The 18,474-nt window shown below is 72.8% G+C and carries 19 protein-coding genes; 5 read left to right on the top strand and 14 right to left on the bottom strand.

The window, feature by feature from the left end; all coding sequences use genetic code 11:
• Nucleotides 1–111: 111 nt before the first annotated feature.
• Together ABFX46_RS07505 and ABFX46_RS07500 are read left to right on the top strand one after the other, a co-directional pair.
• Entirely contained in the window at nt 112–909 is a 798-nt protein-coding gene (locus tag ABFX46_RS07505) for a VanW family protein (protein WP_346040596.1), read from the top strand.
• 55 nt (nt 910–964) lie between these two features.
• Nucleotides 965–1,486, top strand: a complete 522-nt coding sequence (locus tag ABFX46_RS07500; RefSeq protein WP_346040595.1) for a YceI family protein — start codon at nt 965–967, stop codon at nt 1,484–1,486.
• Here ABFX46_RS07500 and ABFX46_RS07495 read toward each other — a convergent pair.
• The 7 genes from ABFX46_RS07495 to ABFX46_RS07465 form a co-directional block, all read right to left on the bottom strand.
• On the bottom strand, nt 1,470–2,255 hold the full coding sequence (locus ABFX46_RS07495) for a hypothetical protein (protein ID WP_346040594.1): 786 nt from the start codon (nt 2,253–2,255) through the stop codon (nt 1,470–1,472). The two genes, ABFX46_RS07500 and ABFX46_RS07495, sit on opposite strands and share 17 nt — an antisense overlap.
• Nucleotides 2,252–3,367 carry a glycosyltransferase family 4 protein gene (locus tag ABFX46_RS07490; RefSeq protein WP_346040593.1) on the bottom strand — a complete coding sequence of 372 codons (1,116 nt, stop codon included), beginning with the start codon at nt 3,365–3,367 and terminating at the stop codon, nt 2,252–2,254. The genes ABFX46_RS07495 and ABFX46_RS07490 overlap by 4 nt, the downstream gene beginning before the upstream one ends.
• Nucleotides 3,367–3,720: a hypothetical protein gene (locus tag ABFX46_RS07485; protein WP_346040592.1), complete on the bottom strand. Its 354-nt coding sequence runs from the start codon at nt 3,718–3,720 to the stop codon at nt 3,367–3,369. The genes ABFX46_RS07490 and ABFX46_RS07485 overlap by 1 nt, the downstream gene beginning before the upstream one ends.
• A complete protein-coding gene (locus ABFX46_RS07480; protein WP_346040591.1) occupies nt 3,717–4,445 on the bottom strand; it encodes a hypothetical protein in 729 nt (242 codons plus the stop codon). The genes ABFX46_RS07485 and ABFX46_RS07480 overlap by 4 nt, the downstream gene beginning before the upstream one ends.
• A 22-nt stretch (nt 4,446–4,467) precedes the next feature.
• A complete protein-coding gene (locus ABFX46_RS07475; protein WP_346040590.1) occupies nt 4,468–5,625 on the bottom strand; it encodes a glycosyltransferase in 1,158 nt (385 codons plus the stop codon).
• A complete protein-coding gene (locus ABFX46_RS07470; protein ID WP_346040589.1) occupies nt 5,622–6,584 on the bottom strand; it encodes an NAD-dependent epimerase/dehydratase family protein in 963 nt (320 codons plus the stop codon). The genes ABFX46_RS07475 and ABFX46_RS07470 overlap by 4 nt, the downstream gene beginning before the upstream one ends.
• A 64-nt stretch (nt 6,585–6,648) precedes the next feature.
• Nucleotides 6,649–7,137, bottom strand: coding sequence for a YcxB family protein (locus ABFX46_RS07465; protein WP_346040588.1), 489 nt, complete (start codon nt 7,135–7,137; stop codon nt 6,649–6,651).
• A 196-nt stretch (nt 7,138–7,333) separates the two neighbouring features.
• Between ABFX46_RS07465 and ABFX46_RS07460 the strand changes: the two genes are divergently transcribed.
• Complete coding sequence (locus tag ABFX46_RS07460) at nt 7,334–7,708, top strand: hypothetical protein (protein ID WP_346040587.1); 375 nt, start codon at nt 7,334–7,336, stop codon at nt 7,706–7,708.
• A 65-nt stretch (nt 7,709–7,773) separates the two neighbouring features.
• Here ABFX46_RS07460 and ABFX46_RS07455 read toward each other — a convergent pair whose 3' ends face one another.
• Entirely contained in the window at nt 7,774–8,070 is a 297-nt protein-coding gene (locus tag ABFX46_RS07455; RefSeq protein WP_346040586.1) for a MoaD/ThiS family protein, read from the bottom strand.
• A complete protein-coding gene (locus ABFX46_RS07450) occupies nt 8,067–9,182 on the bottom strand; it encodes a WD40/YVTN/BNR-like repeat-containing protein (protein WP_346040585.1) in 1,116 nt (371 codons plus the stop codon). Before ABFX46_RS07450 ends, ABFX46_RS07455 begins: the two co-directional genes overlap by 4 nt.
• 178 nt (nt 9,183–9,360) lie before the next feature.
• Here ABFX46_RS07450 and ABFX46_RS07445 point away from each other — a divergent pair, with 178 nt between their 5' ends.
• Nucleotides 9,361–10,290 carry a rhomboid family intramembrane serine protease gene (locus tag ABFX46_RS07445; protein WP_346040584.1) on the top strand — a complete coding sequence of 310 codons (930 nt, stop codon included), beginning with the start codon at nt 9,361–9,363 and terminating at the stop codon, nt 10,288–10,290.
• Nucleotides 10,291–10,302: 12 nt separating this feature from the next.
• On the opposite strand, the gene ABFX46_RS07440 is transcribed toward ABFX46_RS07445, so the two are convergent.
• The 3 genes from ABFX46_RS07440 to ABFX46_RS07430 all read right to left on the bottom strand — a co-directional run bounded on the left by ABFX46_RS07440 (nt 10,303) and on the right by ABFX46_RS07430 (nt 14,389).
• On the bottom strand, nt 10,303–10,692 hold the full coding sequence (locus tag ABFX46_RS07440; RefSeq protein WP_346040583.1) for a nuclear transport factor 2 family protein: 390 nt from the start codon (nt 10,690–10,692) through the stop codon (nt 10,303–10,305).
• 304 nt (nt 10,693–10,996) lie between these two features.
• Nucleotides 10,997–12,640 (bottom strand): ABC-F family ATP-binding cassette domain-containing protein, encoded by a 1,644-nt coding sequence (locus tag ABFX46_RS07435; RefSeq protein WP_346040582.1) that lies wholly within the window; start codon nt 12,638–12,640, stop codon nt 10,997–10,999.
• A gap of 48 nt (nt 12,641–12,688) precedes the next feature.
• Complete coding sequence (locus ABFX46_RS07430) at nt 12,689–14,389, bottom strand: proline--tRNA ligase (RefSeq protein WP_346040581.1); 1,701 nt, start codon at nt 14,387–14,389, stop codon at nt 12,689–12,691.
• Nucleotides 14,390–14,447: 58 nt separating this feature from the next.
• Here ABFX46_RS07430 and proS point away from each other — a divergent pair, with 58 nt between their 5' ends.
• Nucleotides 14,448–15,896 (top strand): proline--tRNA ligase, encoded by a 1,449-nt coding sequence (gene proS, locus ABFX46_RS07425; protein WP_346040580.1) that lies wholly within the window; start codon nt 14,448–14,450, stop codon nt 15,894–15,896.
• A 33-nt stretch (nt 15,897–15,929) separates the two neighbouring features.
• Here the strand turns inward: proS and ABFX46_RS07420 are convergent, their stop codons facing one another.
• Together ABFX46_RS07420 and ABFX46_RS07415 are read right to left on the bottom strand one after the other, a co-directional pair.
• Nucleotides 15,930–16,439 carry a DUF6328 family protein gene (locus ABFX46_RS07420; RefSeq protein WP_346040579.1) on the bottom strand — a complete coding sequence of 170 codons (510 nt, stop codon included), beginning with the start codon at nt 16,437–16,439 and terminating at the stop codon, nt 15,930–15,932.
• A gap of 65 nt (nt 16,440–16,504) precedes the next feature.
• Entirely contained in the window at nt 16,505–18,469 is a 1,965-nt protein-coding gene (locus ABFX46_RS07415) for a SpoIIE family protein phosphatase (protein ID WP_346040578.1), read from the bottom strand.
• Between the last annotated feature and the right edge of the window lie 5 nt (nt 18,470–18,474).

Below are 18,474 nucleotides of genomic sequence, written 5' to 3'. Positions count from 1 at the left end.
CCGGACGAGCGACCGAGCGATCAGCCGAGCGAGCGGCGGGGCCGGCGGCCGAACCGCCGGACGCGCCGCCAGCCGCAGCTCGGGCAGTACGTCCGGCAGTGGTGGCCGATCGTGGCGGGGACCCTCGCGACGACCGGGCTGCTGCTCGGCGCCTACCTGGAGGTTCCGCGCGAGCAGGGGGCGTCGGCGGCGCTGGCCGTCCCCGAGGGGGCCGCCCCCGGTCGGCCCGTCCCGGAGCGGCCGGACGCGGCGCGGCAGCGGCCGATGAGCAGCTACACCACGCGTTTCCAGCCGGGTGAGCCGCGCGTCCGCAACATCGAGCTCGCGGCCCGGATCCTGGACGGGAACATCGTCGAGCCAGGAGCGACGTTCTCGTTCAACGACGTCGTCGGGCCGCGGACCAGAAGCCGCGGGTACGTGCCCGCACCCGCGATCATGGGGGCGCGGCTGGTGAAGGACGTGGGCGGCGGCATCTGCCAGGTCTCGACGACGCTGTTCAACGCGGTGTTCCGGGCCGGGCTGGACATCCGGAAGTCGCGCGCGCACACCATGTGGATGCCGGAGTACCCGGAGGGCCGCGAGGCCGCGGTCTCCTATCCGCAGCTCGACTTCACCTGGAAGAACGACACCGGCGCTCCGGTCCGCATCCAGGCGGCCTACACGGGGTCGTCGCTGACGGTGACCCTGTGGGGCGAGCGCAAGTACGAGGTGCGGTCGCGGACGTCCAAGCGGTACGGGTTCACCCCCTACCGGACGGGCGTCGGCCACGGCCGCACGTGCGTCCCGATGGCGGGCCGGAAGGGCTTCGCGATCGACGTCTGGCGGACGCTGTACGCCGGCGGACGCAAGGTGCGCAGAGAGAAGTTCCACACCGAGTACCGCTCCCAGCCGAAGGTGAAGTGCGTCTAGGCGGGAGCGGGGGGCGCGGGCGCCTTCCGGCCGTGCGGGTGGCAGGGTGGGAGGCATGGAGGGAACGTTTCAGCTGGGACCGGACAATGGGCGGCTGCTGCTCCGCACGGGCCGCAGCGGGCTCGGCCGGCGGGCGGGGCACGACCTCACCATCGAGGCCACCCGGTGGTCGGCGTCGGTCACGGCCCGCGAGCCGCTGGAGGAGTCGTCCGCCGAGGTCGCGGTCGAGGTGGACGGGCTGGAGGTCCGGGAGGGCACCGGCGGCGCGCTGCCGCTGTCCGACGGGGACCGCGCCGACATCACGAAGAACCTGCGCAAGATCCTCGACACCGGGAGGTATCCGCAGATCACCTTCGTCTCCACGGCGGTCGGGGACGACGCCGTCGAGGGCGACCTGACGATCATGGGCCGGACGAAACCGGTGCGGATCCGCGCCGCCCTGGACGGTGATCGCGTGCGGGGCGGTGCCACGGTGACGCAGTCACGCTGGGGCATCAAGCCGTACTCGGCGTTCTTCGGCGCGCTGCGGCTCGCCGACGACGTCGAGATCGAGTTCGACCTCACGTTGCCCGTGTAGCGCCGGTTTCGCGTCTGGCGCGGGCGGCGCGCGCGAACTGGTCGTCCAGGCTGCGCGGGAACGGCAGCATCCGGTGCCGTTCGCGCCAGGGCGCGTACTGGCGGACGGCGTTGAACCCCGCCGCGGTGATGATGCGCTCGACATTCGGGCCCGGCGTGTAAGCCGGGTAGATGTCGAGGTGGGCGACGCCCGGGGGAAGGCCATGCGGCCTTTGGGGCGACACCAGCGTGATGGGTGGGCTCACCCCTTCGGCGGACGCCATGTCCTGCGCGTAGGAGACGAGTTCCAGTGTCTCCAGGTCGGGCCCGCTGTGGACGATGAGCCAGCCGTCGACGTCGACCGGCTCCGATGGGGGATCGGTCAGCGTCAGGGGTGTGACCTCGTCCGACACGTCGTGCAGGTAGGTCTCATGGGCAGGGTCCAGCGGCTCCAGGACGAACGTGCGGTCGAAGTGCGGCGGGTCGGCGGGCAGCAGCGGCCGGTACACGTCCCAGCGCAGCAGCCGGGCCAGGTGCGTGACCCTCGTCCCGGGCGGGAAGCGGGTCAGTTCGCCCTTGAGGCCGGCGGGGAACGCGTCCACGATCACTTCGTCCGGGACGAGGCCCGCCGCGCTCTCCACGACGTCCCAGCCGCCCGTGACGCGCGGGTCACCGGCGAAGCGCGACCCGGTCACCACGGTCACCGGCCCGTCCATCGCGAGCGTGGGCAGAGCCGACCGGAGCCGTGTCAGATGGCCGAGCCCCTCCCCGGCCGCGTAGCAGACGATCACCGGGCCGCGTCGAGGACGGCCAGGTACCCGGCGGTCTCGGCCGCCGGGGTGAAGTCGCGCCGGATCCGCTCCGCGCCCGCCGCGCCGAGCTTCGCCAGCTCCTCCGCGCCCGCCCGCGCGGCCCGGTCGAGCGCCGCGCGGCACCCGTGCGCGTCCCCGGCGGGGAAGGTGAACCCGATCTCGTCGTCGACGAGGTCGGCGAGCCCGCCGCCGTCCGACGCGATCAGCGGGACGCCCAGCGCCGCCGCCTCCAGCGCCACGTTCGGCATCCCGTCGTAGAACGACGGCAGGGCCACGAGGTCGCAGCCCGCATAGACGGCCGGCAGGTCGTAGCGCTCCATGAACGGCAGGAACGAGTGCGGGACGTCGTGCCCGGCGAGCCACTCCCGCACGGACTCCTCGACCTCGCCGACCAGCAGCAGGTGGAACGCGCCGGTGCGGCCGGACGCGCCGAGCGCGTCCAGCAGGAAGCCGACGCCCTTCTTGACCTTGAGCTGCCCGATGAGGCCGATCGTCCGGCGGCCCGGCTCGACGTTCTCCGCCCGCCACGCGCGGCCCTTGGCCCGTTCGGACGGCAGGATCCGCCACTGCGCCGTGTCGACGCTGTTCGCGACGAACGCCACCGGCGCGTCCGGGGCGAGCGCCGCCACCAGCGGCGCGTGCGACCGGGCGACGACGCAGACGCGGGACGAGGCGCGCAGCGCGTCCGCCAGCACGCCGCGCCGCCGCACCGAGAACACGCCGGCGTCGATGTCGTTGCCGCGCAGCAGCGTGACCAGCGGTGCGTCCAGCAGCGAGGACAGGACGGGCGCGGCGAGCATCGCGTACACGCCGCCGAACGCCACGACATGGCCGTACCCGGTGAGGTTCTCCGCGGTGATCGTCGTCCAGAGCCGGCGCAGCGCGTGCTCGGCGTCGTCGCCGAGCGGCGCGGTCACCAGCCGCCCGCCGAGCTCGCGCCGCACCCCCCACGGGCGGGCCCGGCGGGTCAGGTGGACGACGTCCACCTCGACGCCCGCGCCGCGCAGCCCCCGCACGATCCGGTCGCACGACTGCGCCATGCCGCCCTGGCTCGGCGGGTAATGCTCGGTGAGCCACAGGACGCGAGGCATCAGCTGTCCACGAAGCCGGTGTCGCCGTCCGGCCCCCAGTCGCCGCCGTAGGAGTAGTCGTCGCCCGGGTTGAAAGCGCCCCGGTCGTAATCGTCGAACGAGGAGTACCAGTAGGTGTCGCTGTAGGTCTGCGAGCTGCGCTGGTAGTAGTGGCGCCGGTACCCGCCCGTCCACGCCGGGTGGTGCGGGTCCTGCGTCCCGTACCCGCGCGCCGCCGCGCACTCCGGGCACATCCCGCCCGGGGCGGCGTGCTCCGCGCAGACGGGGCGCGCGCAGTGCGGGCAGGACGCCACCGCCGCCTGGCCGCAGCGCCCGAGGACGAAGAATCCGGTGGTGACGGTGCAGCGGGTCACGTCGTCCTCCTCGCGGCCGTGCCGGGCGGCGTCCACCGGAACGGCTCCGTCGACACGTCCAGGATCCGGTCGAGCATGGCCTTGCCCTCCTGCACCCCGCGCAGCTTGCCGTTGACCCGGATCACCATGCGCTTCCCCGGCTTGACCTGGACCCGCACCCAGCGCGGCGGCGGCGCCGCGGGCCGCTGGACGGCCGCGTCCTTGCCCAGCCGCCGCGTGACCCGCACGAGCTGCGTGGTCTTCGTCTTGGTCTTGACCTTGAGCTTGCCGCGCGGGTTGCGCTTCTTGCGCCTGCGGTAGCGGATCCGGTCGGTGACGGCGAGCTCCAGGACGCTGCCGTCCCGCAGCTCCGCCCGCATCCGCAGCCACGGGTCCACCGCGTACCACTGCGTCAGCGAGATGACCGGACGCTGGACGGGCAGGTCGTGCTGCGGCCCGCGCTTCTCGGGCAGGTCGCCGCCGCGCAGGTCCGCCGCGACCGACAGCACCCCGTCCGGCGGCATGTCGGCGGCGAGCACCCGCAGCAGCGGCACGAGGACGGCCGGGACCCGCTTCGGCAGCTGCCACTTGCGCCGCTTCACGGCGGTGCCGTGCCCGGCGAGGCTCGCGATCACCGGTTCCCAGTCGTCCCGCCGCAGTGAGACCGAGATCCCCTTCTCCAGCGTGAGCGCCTTGTGCAGCGGATGGAACCGCTCGATGGCGGCCTTCTGCTTACGCCAGAACATGACGTACCACCTGTCCAACCACCTATCGAACCTCGGTGAGCGTGCGGTAGACCTCGGCCAGCCGGGCGCGCGACCGCGCCCAGGTCAGGCTCTCCTCGATGTGCTCGCGGCCCCTCCGCCCCATCGCGGCGGCCTCCTCCGGGTACTCCAGCAGGATGCGGACGGCGCGGGCCAGCTCGGCGGGGCGGTCGGCCGGGACGAGCCGCCCGTGCACCCCGTCCGCCATCAGCTCGCGGACCGCCGGCAGGTCCGAGGCGACGACCGGCACGCCCGCCGCCATCGACTCGATCACCTTCAGCGGCGCGCAGCCCTGGTCCAGGTTGCGGGCGCAGCCGGTCAGCGGGGCGAGGGACGCCCGCGCGTGCGCCAGCCACGCGGCGACCTCGTGGTGCGGCAGCGCGAACCGCCAGTCGACCCGCTCGGCGACCCCGAGGCGCTCGGCGAGCCGCCGCACATGCTTGGCCCGCCGCTCCGGGACGGACGCGCAGACCACCAGCCGCAGCCCGTCGAGGTCGGCGAGGCGGGCGAACGCGCGCATCAGCACGTCCAGGCCCTGCCACGGCTGCGTCGCGCCGACATAGACGACATACCGTTCAGGCGCATCGGCCGGCCGTTCGGTTTCACGCGGAACGTCGGCGCCGTTCGGCACCAGGTGGATCCTGCCCTCGGGGACGCCCCGCTCCCGGACGGCGTCGCCGATCACCCGCGAGGGCACCACGACCGCGTCGCTGCGCTCCAGGCAGAACCGCTCCAGCTCGCGGATCTTGCCGAGCGTGCTCGGCGCCGCCCACGGCCACGTGTGGCTCATCTCGATGGACGGCAGGCCGTTGACCTCGTAGACGACCCTGTGGCGCCGTCCGTCCGCGACCGCCGGGAGCGCGCTCCACGGGTCGCGGACATGGCAGACCTCCAGGGTCTCCCAGTGCGGCGCAAGGTGGTCGGCGACCCAGCCGGAGAACGCCTCGGCCCGGTCGATGAGGTTCGGGATCGGCGCGTCGAACCGCGCGATCTCCCGCGTCCCCTCGCGCTGGTAGCGGGGCAGGTCGCCGCCGCCGATGACGCCGAGGAGCCCGCCGCCGTAGTGCGCGAACAGCTCGTCGGCCATCTGCGCGATGTGCACCGCCGACCCCTTGCTCGACGGGAACCGGTCGAACGCGACATAGGCCGCCCTATGCCTCACCCGACTCGCACCTCCTCCATCGTCCGGAGCGCCCGATGCCAGGAGATCTGGTCGGCGAGCCCGGCCCGGAGGCCGATCGCGGGCGTCCAGCCGAGCAGCCGTCGGGCGCGCGTGATGTCGGCCCACGTCCGGGAGGCGTCACCGGCCACGGGCGTCTCCCGCTGGATCTCCGCCTCGATGCCCAGGGCGTCCGTCAGCATCGCGATCGCGTCCCGCACCGCGACGTGCTCGCCGTGTCCGACATTGATGGCGATACCGGGCGGCAGGTCCGCGGCGGCCGCCGCGAGCGTCGCCGACACCACGTCGCCGACATGCGTGAAGCTCCGCGACCTGCGCCCGTCGCCGAACACCGGCAGCGGGCGCCCGTCCAGCGCCGCCTCTACAAACCGGTTGAACGCCATGTCGGGCCGCTGCCGGGGCCCGTACACCGAGAAGTACCTGAGCAGCACGACCCGGAGGCCGTCGCCGGCCGCGAGGCCCGCGAGCCGCTCCACCTCGACCTTGCTGACCGCGTACGGGCTCTCCGGCCTGAGCGGGTCGTCCTCCCGGTTCGGCCGCCGCCCCGCCGACCCGTACACCGACGAACTCGACGCGACCACGACCTTCGGCCCGCACCGGGCGCCGGTGCAGGCCGCGAGCAGCCGCCGCGTCGCCGCCACGTTGTCCCGCTCGACCACGGCCCGTCCGGGCCCCCACGAGTCGCGCACGCCCGGCCGCCCCGCCAGATGGACGACGAGGTCCGCCGCCGCGACGACGTCCAGATCGTCCACGGCGAGGTCGACGTCGACGGCGACGACCCCCGGCCTCGCCGCGACCTCGGCCCACGTCCGCCCCGCCACCTCCGGCGTCAGCGACCGCTCCGGCGTGTCCACGGCGAGCACCTCATGCCCCGCGTCCGAGAACGCGTCGACGACATGGCTCCCGATGAACCCCGCCGCCCCAGTAACAACCACCCGCACGCGGGCACTGTAACCGCCCACCACGAACCGGGACAGGGCTCCCGTCCCGGTTCGGCCAGGACTGTCACCGGGACGCCGCGTCGGCCGCCGAGCGGAGGAAGCCCCCCAGTTCGTCCACTTTCTCCGCGGGCACGGCCCGCTTAGGCAGCGCCACACAGAAGCAACGCCCCCTGAGGACCCACAGATTGCGCAACTCCCGCACTCGCTCCATCCGGTCCCAGGGAATCTCCGTGACGATCCCTTCGACCTCTACTCGAATGTGGGCGGGGGTGAGCTGGACGTGCCACTCCGCCCGCCGCCGGAGCTGGGCGTGGAACGCCCACAGGCTCAGCATGACGGGGTAGGCCAGGAGAATGACGCCGCCCAGGATCGCGAGCGCCGCCGCATCCTGCGTCTCACCATGCCGCGCCGCCGCGCCGGACAGGGCGTGGCCGCCCACGAGGGCGAGGACGCCGCCTGCCAACCCGGCGTAGTGGAGCCGGACGAACCACGGAGACATCACGGCGCGGCGGCGTTCGCGGGCGGTCGGGACGTAGCTCAGGTCCAGGTTCACTGCGGCTCGCTCCCGCCGAGATGTGCGGATCTTCGGGGCGGAACGTTAACGGTCGGCCCGAGCGGCCCGCAGGTGATCGCGACGGCAAACGGCTAAAGCCGACATAGCCGTCCACTGTCATTACTTAGGGTTAGTTTTCAGTTGCAGAGGGGCAGGACCGTCGTGCCTGTCAACACACTCTTGAAAGGGAGAGTTCGTGAAACTGCGCCATAGTTTCGCAACCCTGCTGCTCGCGGGCGCCGTGGGCGCCGGCCTCGCCGGTGCGCCCGCCGCGCAGGCGTCGGCTCCGCCGGCCGCCGAGGGGGCGAGCACGCCGGCCGCCGCCGCGTACCAGTACGCGACGGGGAAGGTGATCAGCCGCCACAAGCTCGCGATCCGGTCGAGGCCGACCTCGCACTCGAAGCGGGTCGGCTGGCTGAAGCCGCACCAGCGGTTCTTCATCAAGTGCTGGACGCGCGGTCAGAAGGTCCGCCACACCCGCGTCTGGTACCGCATGGGCTACAGCAGCCCCAAGGACTACGTCTCGGGCGCCTACGTGAAGATCGTGAAGGGCCGGGTCACCCGCTGCTAGCGGAGCCGAAAGGGGGCGGGGGCGGTTCGCCGCCCCTGCCCCTCAGGCCGTCCGGCCCCTGGTGTTCAGCCGCCGGCCATGGCGCCGATGACCATGAAGGGGTCGGTGCCCCTGGTGACGCGTTCGGGGAGCGCGGTGTCGGGTGGGGCGTGGGAGAGGTCCTCCTCGCAGGCGTAGAAGCGGACGAAGGCGCGGCGGCGGCCGGTGGCGCGGTCGCGGATGGTGCCGCGCAGCACCGGGTACCGCGCCTCCAGGGCGTCCAGGACGGAGCACAGCGTGACCGGGGCGGGGACGTCCAGTTCCACCTCGCCCCGCACCCCGGCCAGCACCCGCAGGTGCGCGGGCAGCACGACGCGGATCATGGCAGCGTCTGGACTTCCACCGACAGGACGGCCGGCAGGTCGCGGACGATGGGCTCCCACGTGTCGCCGGCGTCGGCGGACGCGTACACCTGCCCGCCCGTCGTGCCGAAGTAGATCCCGCAGGAATCGAGCGAGTCGACGGCCATCGCGTCGCGCAGGACGTTCACGTAGCAGTGCTCCTGCGGCAGACCGGCGGTCAGCGGCTCCCACTCGTTGCCGCCGGCGCGGCTCCGGTACACGCGGAGCCTGCCCTCCGGCGGGTAGTGCTCGGAGTCGCTCTTGATGGGGACGACGTACACCGTGTCGGGCTCGTGGGCGTGCACCGCGATCGGGAAGCCGAAGTCGCTCGGCAGGTCGCCGCTGATCTCGTGCCACGACTCGCCCGCGTCGTCGCTGCGCATGACGTCCCAGTGCTTCTGCATGAACAGCACCTCGGGACGCGACGGGTGCATCGCGATGCGGTGCACGCAGTGCCCGACCTCGGCGTCCGGGTCGGGGATGCCCTCCGACTGGAGGCCCCGGTTGATCGCCCGCCAGGTCTTGCCGGCGTCGTCCGTCCGGAACACGCCGGCCGCCGAGATGGCGACGTACATGCGCGCGGCGTCGACGGGGTCGCGGACGATCGTGTGCAGGCACATTCCGCCCGCACCCGGCTGCCAGGACGGCCCGGACCCGTGCTCGCGCAGCCCCGGCAACTCCTGCCAGGACGCGCCGCCGTCGGCCGACCGGAACAGCGCGGCGTCCTCGACGCCGGCGTGCACGATGTCGGGATCGGCGGGTGACGCCTCCAGATGCCAGACCCGCTTGAACTCCCACGGCCTCGGCGTGCCGTCGTACCACTGGTGCGTGCCGGGCACGCCCTCGTAGGCGAACTCGCCGCCCATCGGCCGCCACGTCTCGCCGCCGTCGTCGGACCGCTGGATCAGCTGCCCGAACCACCCCGTGGACTGCGACGCGTACAGCCGCGCCGGGTCGGCGGCCGACCCGGCGACGTGGTAGACCTCCCAGCCGCCGAAATGGGGCCCGCTGACCTTCCAGTCCTTGCGCGCCCCGTCCGCGGTGAGGAGGAACGCGCCCTTCCGCGTCCCGACCAGAACCCGCACTCCGCTCATGGCTGCTCCCTCCGAGCGCCGTCCGGCATGCTTCGACCGCCGATACTGACCCCCGCCACCGACAGAACTCATCGCTCCGCCACTGGCCACTTCAGGCCGCCCGGTTTCGGGGGCGGCGGCCGGACGCGACCCGCCTGCGGGCGCCGGTATGATCACCGGCCTTCGGAGAGGTTGGATCATGACGACGACCCAGGGCGAGCGGCAAGAGGCCCCCGCGTGCTACCGGCACCCCAAGCGCGAGACGTACGTCCGCTGCACGCGGTGCGACCGCTACATTTGCCCCGACTGCATGCGCACGGCGGCGGTGGGCCAGCAGTGCGTCGACTGCGTGCGCGAGGGCAACAGGACCGTCCGGCAGGGCCGCACGGTCTTCGGCGGCAAGGTCGCGGTCACGCCCTGGGTGACCTACGTGCTGATCGCCTTGAACGTGCTGGTGTACCTGGGTGAACTGGCCAAGGACGACCTGATCGACAAGTTCGGGTCGCTGGGCATCGGAATGGTCGGCCCGGACGGCGTGCTGTTCACGTTCGACCCGTCGGCGCCCTCGGCTTACGAGCCCGTCGGCGTCGCCTACGGCGAGCCGTACCGGCTGATCACCTCCGCGTTCCTGCACCTCCCGCCGACGGACGGCGGCATCGGCTTCCTCCACATCGTCTTCAACCTGTGGTGGCTGTGGCGGCTCGGCCGGCCGACCGAGGAGATGCTCGGCCGGTGGCGCTTCCTCGCCCTGTACCTGCTGGGCGCGCTCGGCGGCTCGGTGCTCGGCTACCTCATCGACCCGGACATGAACGCGGTCGGCGCCTCGGGGGCGGTCTTCGGGCTCACCGCCGCCTACTGGATCTTCATGCGCCGGATCGGCCACCCCATGGACGAGGCCAACCGGCTCGTCGTGTTCGCGCTGATCTGGCTGGTCGTCTCGGCCGGGGTCACCGCGTGGCAGGCGCACGTCGGCGGCCTCCTGGCGGGCGGCGCCATCGCCCTGGCGTTCGCCCACGCGCCCAGGGAGCGCCGCGCCCTCGTCCAGGCGGGCGCCGCCGCGGCCATGCTCGTCCTGCTGGCCGTCCTGGTGGCCGTCAAGACCTCGGAACTCGGCGGCACCCTCCTCTGACGGGCGCGCGGGTCAGCGTCCGGGCTCCCACCACGTCAGGTTCGCCGCCGCCTGCGCGACGGGCTCGATGGTCTCCCAGCACTCGGCGATGAGACCGCCGTCGATCCGCCAGATGTCGATCACCGCCGTCTCCGGGCCGCCATCGGGGAGGCGCCGCCGCGAATGCATGACGACGTGGTCGCCGTCGGCCAGCAGGTGCTCGATCTCGACCTGCATGCCGGCGAGCGGGGTGAGCGCCGACTCCACGGCGGCGAGCCATTCCGCCTTGGTCGTGGACGTCGAGTCCGGCCGGTGGTGGAGGAAATCGTCGCTCAGGAACGGTCCGAGCCCGTCGGCGCTGCCCGTCTGCAGCAGTTCCGCCAATGCTCGCTGGACGATGCCCTTGTTGTCTGCCCGCGCCACGTCAGCCTGGTGGAGACGGGCAAGTCCAACCCGAGCGCCGACATGGTCCTGCGGCTCGCCGACCAGCTCGACGTGCCGCTGCGCGAGCCGCCGGTCAACCTCGTGCGGCTGGGGCTGGACCCGCGCGGGTTCGCTCCACTGGTCGTCAACCTGGCCGACGTGCGCGCGGTGTTCCGGTCCCGGACTCGACCATCACCACGTTCGGCACTCCGATGGACATCACCCTGGAGGAGATCGCCGTCGAGTCGTACGACCCGGCCGACGCGGAGAGCGCCGCCTACTTCGAGCGGCCGCACGCCCCCGGTCAGCGGGGGCGGGCGACCCGGGTCTCGTCCCAGACGGGTTCCGCGGACTCGTAGACCGAGCCGTCGGAGCCGAAGACCAGGTGGCGGTCGAAGGAGCGCGCGAACCAGCGGTCGTGGGTCACCGCGATGACGGTCCCCTCGTACGATTCCAGGCCCTCCTGGAGGGCTTCGGCGCTGGCCAGGTCGAGGTTGTCCGTCGGCTCGTCCAGGAGGAGGAGCGTGGCGCCGCCCAGTTCCAGGAGGAGGATCTGCAGGCGGGCCTGCTGGCCGCCGGAGAGCGTCTCGAAGGGCTGCTCCGCGCAGACGTTCAGCTCGTAGCGGGTCAGGGCGCTCATGGCGTCGTTGCGCAGGCGGGCGTGCTCGGTCATGACGATCTCGCACGGCGTGCGGCCCGCCAGATCGGGGCGGGCGTGGGTCTGCGCGAAGAGGCCGGGGACCACGCGGGCGCCGAGGCGGGCGATGCCGGTGTGCGCGACCGGCTCCACCGGCGTCGCGCCCCGGGGGAGTGCCTCGGCGATGGCCGTGAGCAGGCGCAGGAAATGGGACTTGCCGGAGCCGTTCGAGCCCAGGACCGCCACGCGTTCGCCGTACCAGACCTCCGTGTCGAAGGGCTTCATGAGACCCGTCAGTTCGAGGTCCTCGCAGACCACGGCACGCTTGCCGGTGCGGCCCCCGTGCAGACGCATCTTGAGGTTCTGGTCGCGCGGCGGGATCTCGGGCGGGCCCGCCTCCTCGAACTTGCGCAGGCGCGTCTGGGCCGCGCGGTAGCGGGACGCGAAGCCGTCGTTGACCGTGGCCTTGTTCCGCAGCATGGTGACGAGGTCCTTGAGCTTCGCGTGCTCCTCGTCCCAGCGGCGGCGGAGCTCTTCGAGGCGCTCGTTGCGGTCGCGGCGCGCGGCCGCGTAGGTGGCGAAGCGGCCGCCGTGGATCCAGACGCGGCCCGCCTCGACGGTGACGATGCGGGCGGCGGAGCGGTCGAGGAGTTCGCGGTCGTGGGAGACCAGGAGGACCGTCTTCGGTGTCTCGCGGAGCCTCTCCTCCAGCCAGCGTTTGCCGGGGACGTCCAGGTAGTTGTCGGGCTCGTCCAGCAGAAGGACCTGGTCGGGGCCGCGGAGCAGCGCTTCGAGGGCCAGGCGCTTCTGCTCGCCGCCCGAGAGGGTCCGGACTTCGCGCCAGCGGCACCCGTCGTAGGAGATGCCGAGGGCCGCGACGCAGCAGGCGTCCCAGAGCACCTCGATCTCGTAGCCGCCCGCGTCGCCCCAGCCCGACAGGGCCGTGGCGTAGCGCAGCTGGGTGGGCTCGTCGTCGCGCTCCATCATCGCGAGCTCCGCCGCCTCCACCGCCTCGGCGGCGGCCCGGACGCGCGGCGGCGCGAGCGAGAGCAGCAGGTCGTGGACGGACGAGTCGTCGCGCATGCTGCCGATGAACTGGCGCATCACGCCGATGCCGCCGCTGTGCCCGACGGTTCCGGACTGGGGCGCGAGGTCACCGGCGATCAGGCGCAGGAGGGTCGTCTTGCCGGCGCCGTTCGGGCCGACGAGGGCGGCCGTGACGCCGTCGCCGACGCGGAAGGAGACGTCGTCCAGCAGCACCCTGCCGTCCGGCAGTACATGGCTGATATGTCCGACTTCGACGTGTCCCACGGCTCCCCCTCGGTGAACCTCCGAGTCTCCGGAGGGGCGCCGCGAGCGTCAAACCGTTTTCGCCAGCAGCGACTCGATGTGCGCGGTGACCTCGGCCAAGCCGACCGCGGACGTCTCGCCGGTGGCGCGGACGCTGATCTCGGCGGCGCCCTCGGCCAGGCTGCGGCGGCCGATCGTGACCCGGTACGGGATGCCGGTCAGCTCGGCGTCGCGGAACTTCACGCCCGCCCGCTCCGGACGGTCGTCGATCACGACCTCGACGCCCGCGGCGGACAGGGCCGCGTAGACGTCCTCGGCCGCCCGCGCCACCTCGGCGTTGTCGGACTGCGCCGGGACGACCGAGACCTGGAACGGGGCCACCGAGATGGGCCAGACGATGCCGCGCTCGTCGTGGTGGGTCTCCACGATCGCGGCCATCGCGCGCTCCACGCCGATCCCGTAGCTGCCCATGATCACCGGGACGAGCTTGCCGTCCGGGTCCAGGACCTCGACGCCCAGCGCGCGGGAGTAGCGGTCGCCGAGCTTGAAGATGTGGCCCACCTCGATGGCCCGCACGATCTCCAGCGGCGACCCGCAGCGGACGCAGGGCTCCCCGGCGGCGACCTCGCGCAGATCCGCCCAGGCGCCCACGGCGATGTCGCGGCCGACGTCCACGCCGCGCAGGTGGACGTCGTCGGTGTTCGCGCCGGTGAACATGCCGCGGCGGCCCCGCAGCGCCTCGTCCGCGATGACCGGGAGCGACACGCCGACCGCGCCGAGGCTGCCGGGGAGGGCGCCCAGCGCGTCCTGGATCTCCGACGGCTCGGCGGCGCGGATCTCGGCGGCGCCCGTCGCGTCGACGAGCTTCTGCTCGTTGAGCGGGTGGTCGCCGCGCAGCAGCACGAGCGTGAGCGTGCCGTCCAGGATGTAGACGAGCGTCTTGACCTGCCGGTCGCCGGGCGCGCCGTAGGCCAGCAGGTCGTCGATGGTGCGGACGCCGGGCGTGTCGAACCGTTCGGGCGCGGGGAGCCCGGGGCCGTCTTCGACGGCGGGCAGGGCGGAGGTCGCGCGCTCGGTGTTCGCCGCGTAGCCGCAGGCGGGGCAGTGGGCGACGAGGTCCTCGCCGACGTCGGACGGGCACATGAACTCGGTCGAGCCGGAGCCGCCCATGGTGCCGCTGGACGCCTCGCACGCCAGCGCCGGAATGCCCAGCCGGGCGAAGATCCGCGTGTAGGCGCCGTGGTAGGCGTCGAACGACGCGTCGAGGCCGGCGCGGTCGATGTCGAAGCTGTAGGCGTCCTTCATCGTGAACTCGCGGGTCCGCATGAGGCCGCCCTTGGGGCGCGGCTCGTCCCGGAACTTCGTCTGGAACTGGTACCACTGCTGCGGCAGCCGCTTGTAGGAGCCGAGCTCCCGCGCGACGGTCGCGAAGATCTCCTCGTGCGTCATGCCGAGGGCGAGGTCGGCGCCGCGCCGGTCGCGGAGCCGGAACATCTCCTGGCCCATGAGCTCCCAGCGGCCCGACCGCTCCCACGGCTCGGCCGGGTGCATCGCCGGCAGCAGCATCTCCTGCGCGCCGATCGCGTCCATCTCCGCGCGGACGATGGCGATGATCTTCGACCGGACGCGGACGGCCAGCGGCAGCAGCGAGTAGTGGCCGGCGGTGAGCTGCCGGACGAAGCCCGCCCGCAGCAGCAGCCGGTGGCTCGGCGCGTCCGCCTCCGCGGGGTCCTCGCGGAGCGTGGGCACGAACATCTGGGACCAGCGCATCTCGCGAGCCTAGCCAATGGTTCCTGCCCACCGCCGCCGGTCAGTACCCTTGTGTGCCGTGAGTCGAGAAGGTGTGACACCGCAGAGCGAGGATTTCTCCGCCTGGTACAACGAGGTGGTCGTCCAGGCCCAGCTCGTCGACCGCGGCCCCGTCCGCGGCACGATGGTCATCCGACCGTACGGGTACCGGATGTGGGAGCTGCTCCAGGCCGACCTGGACCGGCGCATCAAGGACGCCGGGCACGACAACGCCTGCTTCCCGATGTTCATCCCGGAGTCCTACCTCAAGCGCGAGGCCGAGCACGTCGAGGGCTTCTCGCCGGAGCTGGCGGTCGTCACCCACGCGGGCGGCAAGGACCTGGAGGAGCCGCTCGTCGTGCGGCCCACGTCCGAGACCGTCATCGGCGAGTACATGGCCAAGTGGATCGACTCCCACCGCGACCTGCCGCTGCTGCTGAACCAGTGGGCGAACGTCGTCCGGTGGGAGATGCGGCCCCGGATGTTCCTGCGCACCACCGAGTTCCTCTGGCAGGAGGGCCACACCGCGCACATCGACGAGGACGACGCGATGCGCGAGACGATGTGGGCCCTGGACGCCTACGCCGCCGTCGCCCGCGACCTCGCCGCGATGCCCGTCGTCGCCGGGGAGAAGACGCCCGGCGAGCGGTTCGCCGGCGCCGTCCGCACGTACACGATCGAGGGCATGATGCGGGACGGCCGGGCGCTGCAGGCCGGCACCTCGCACTACCTCGGCACCAACTTCGCCAAGGCGTTCGACATCCAGTACCAGGACGAGGAGCGCAAGCTCGCGCACGCGCACACCACCTCCTGGGGGATGAGCACCCGCATGATCGGCGGCGTGATCATGACGCACGGGGACGACAAGGGCCTCGTGCTGCCGCCGCGCCTCGCGCCCTACCAGGTCGTCATCGTGCCGATCGGGCGCAAGGAGCAGGGCGAGCAGGCCGCCGCCGAGGCCCGCAGGCTGGGTGCGGCGATCAAGTCGACGGGCGTCCGCGTGCACGTCGACGACAACCGCCCGCAGCTGTCGCCGGGCTTCAAGTTCAACGAGTGGGAGATGCGCGGCGTCCCGGTCCGCATCGAGCTCGGCAAGCGCGACATCGAGGGCGGCGTCGCGACCGTCGTCCGGCGGCTGCCGACCGTCGAGGGCCAGGGCAAGGAGCAGATCCCGCTGGACAAGGTGCCCGAGCTGCTGCCCGGGATGCTCGCCGACTTCCAGGCGTTCCTGCTGGCCAGGGCCGAGAAGTTCCGCGAGGGCAACACCGCGGCCGTCGACTCCTGGGACGCGTTCGCGGCGCAGGTCGCCACCGGGTGGGCCCGCGCGTTCCACTGCGGCGAGGCCGAGTGCGAGGACGCGATCAAGGCCGACACCGCCGCGACCCCGCGCGTCATCCCCGCCGACGCGCCCGAGGAGACCGGCACCTGCGTGAAGTGCGGCACGCCGTCCGCCTACGGCAAGCGCGTCATCTTCGGCAAGGCGTACTAGGCCGCGCACGCGCGGCACGGGAGGCCCGCGCGATCAGCCGTCCTCGGTCTCGGTCGCGCGGGCGTTCGCCGTCATGCGGGTCATGTACGGCTGGACGAACCACGCCCAGCCGCACAGCGCCAGGATGGCCACGGCCGTGAGGACGACGGCGGCCGTCCGCTCCGACAGCGACTCCACGATCAGCATGGTGGCCGAGGTGATCGAGGCCGCCAGCGCGAACGCGCCCATGATCCCGAACCGGTTGGCGCGCTTGATCAGCAGGGGCTTCTGGCCGAGCTGGAACAGGATCCGGTGCTGGAACACCGGGGCGATGAAGCAGATCGACGCGAGCGCCGCGCCGAACAGCGCGATGTAGAACAGCGGCAGGCCCGTGCCGTCCACCTTGTCGAAGCCGGCGGAGAACGGGACGGTCAGCAGGAACGCGAAGAGCACCTGCACGCCGGTCGTCGCGACCCGGAACCCCTGGAGGAGCTCCATCAGCTGGCGGTCGAGCCGCTCGTGCTCGGTCTCGTTGCGCGGCTTGTCCGCGGGATCGACGGTCATGTCCCCGATCTACCCCGGCGAACGATCATCATCCCGACATTTCTCCCACGCCGGGCGGCGCCGTCCTACCCCAGGCTCGGCGGCTCCACGCGCAGCGCGAGCATGGAGACGTCGTCCCGCAGATCGCCGTCGCAGAAGTCCAGCAGGGCCCGCTCCACCCCGGCGAGCATGCCCTCCGGCGTGTCGCCGGCGTGCCCGGCGAGCGCCTCCAGCAGGCGCTCCTGGCCGAACTCCTGCCGCGTCATGTCGCACGCCTCCAGGACGCCGTCGGAGTGCAGGATCAGCGTGTCGCCGACGGTGAGGTCGATCGTGTCCAGGCCGGCCTCGAAGTCCTCGAACAGGCCGAGCGGGACGCCGCCCCGGGACGCCGACCTGATCACCCCGTCGGCGCGCACCACGATCGCGGGCGGATGGCCCGCCGTGCCCAGCGAGACCAGGATCCGCTCGGTCTCCAGCGTCAGGCCCGCCATGACCGCCGTGACGAAGCGGTCCTCGTCCAGCAGCGCCTCGTTCACGATGCCGAGGACGTCGCCGGGGGACGCCTTCCACCGCGAGGCGAGCCGGACGCAGTGCCGCGCCGTCGCCGTCACCGCCGCCGCGTCCTCGCCCTTGCCGCACACGTCGCCGAGGACGAGGCCCCAGCCGTTCTCCGTGCGGAACACGTCGTAGAAGTCGCCGCCCACGTCCGAGCCGTGCGTCGACGTCAGGTACTTGGCGGCCACGCTCACGCCGGGGATCGCCGGCAGCGACTTCGGCAGCAGCCCCGCCTGGAGCGTGTCCGCGACCTCGGCGCGCCGCCGGTACAGCCGCGCCGCCCGGATCACCAGCGCCAGGTAGCGGCCGAGCCGCTGCACGACGCCGAGGTCCATCAGGTCGAACGGGCCGTACTCGCCGCTCGCCGCCAATGTGATCGTTCCAATGGCGCGGTCGCCGTCCTCGATCGGCACGCTCAGCACCGACGTCGCGCCGATCTTGCCGCAGACGGGGTGCCCGTCCGGGCAGACGCCGAGCACGTCGAGGTTCTCCACGTGCGGCCGCAGCGCGCTCTGCCGGGTGACGAAGACGGTGTGCGGGAGCGTGCCCTGCGCGGGCTCGACCTCCTCCAGCATCCGCGCGGCCTCGACGGAGTGCTCGTCCTCCGGGCCCATCACGACCTGGCGGCGCAGCTCCGGCGCGCCGGCCGCGTGGATGCCGCCCTGGAGCTGCCCGCCGGGGCCGCCGTTCGGGCCGGTCAGGTCGATGAACGCCCAGTCGGCCAGCTCGGCGGCCAGCAGCCGGGCGCAGCGCCGGACGGCCACCGTCTCGTTGAAGACCGGCTCGTCGAGCAGCAGCTCGCTGGCGGTGGCGAGGACGTCCATCCGGTGCACGATCGTGGCCACGGCCTCGTCGTCGACCGGGGCGCCCTGCGCCGCCCGCGCCTGGTTCTTCGCGACGCCCTTCTGCGGCCGGTCGTCGGTGGGCGTGGTCGTCGGGCCCGCCGCCACCACGACCATCGGGTCGGGCTCGCCGCGGATCCACACCCGCGCCAGCGTCACCACGGCGTCGACGGGGTGGTCGCGGCCGAGGAAGCGCACGCTGACGCGGCGGCGCCGCCCCGTCCGGACGACGGCGGCGAGCTGCGACCGCACCGCCGCGCGGGTCGCCATGTCGCAGAACGCGGTGAACTGCTTGCCGGACACGTAGCCGGACGACGTGCCGAGCATCGTCGCCGCCTGCCGGTTGACGCGGCGGATGCTCGTCGTCCGGTCCAGCAGGAACAGCGGGACGGGGGCGTCCTGGAAGACGGTGCGCAGCACCCGGCGCTCGTTCTCCGCCGCGGCCGATCCGCCCGGCTCGCCGGTCTGCTCGCCGCCCATGGTGCGCAGCACGGTCAGCGCCAGCTCGAGTTCGACCAGCGCCGCGTCCAGGGTGGCGCGCAGGTCGGGTTCGGGGATGCCGGCGGCTTGGCGCAGCTCCCCGATGCGTCCTTCGAGGTCCGAGATCTCCCGCATCAGGGACTCGGGTTCGAGCTGGTCGGGCTGATCGTGCATCTGGT

Source organism: Actinomadura chokoriensis (assembly GCF_039529475.1).
Taxonomy (GTDB): Bacteria; Actinomycetota; Actinomycetes; order Streptosporangiales; family Streptosporangiaceae; genus Spirillospora; species Spirillospora bangladeshensis.
The sequence above is the reverse complement of the archived record's forward strand: the minus strand, read 5'-3'. Positions and strand labels throughout refer to the sequence as shown.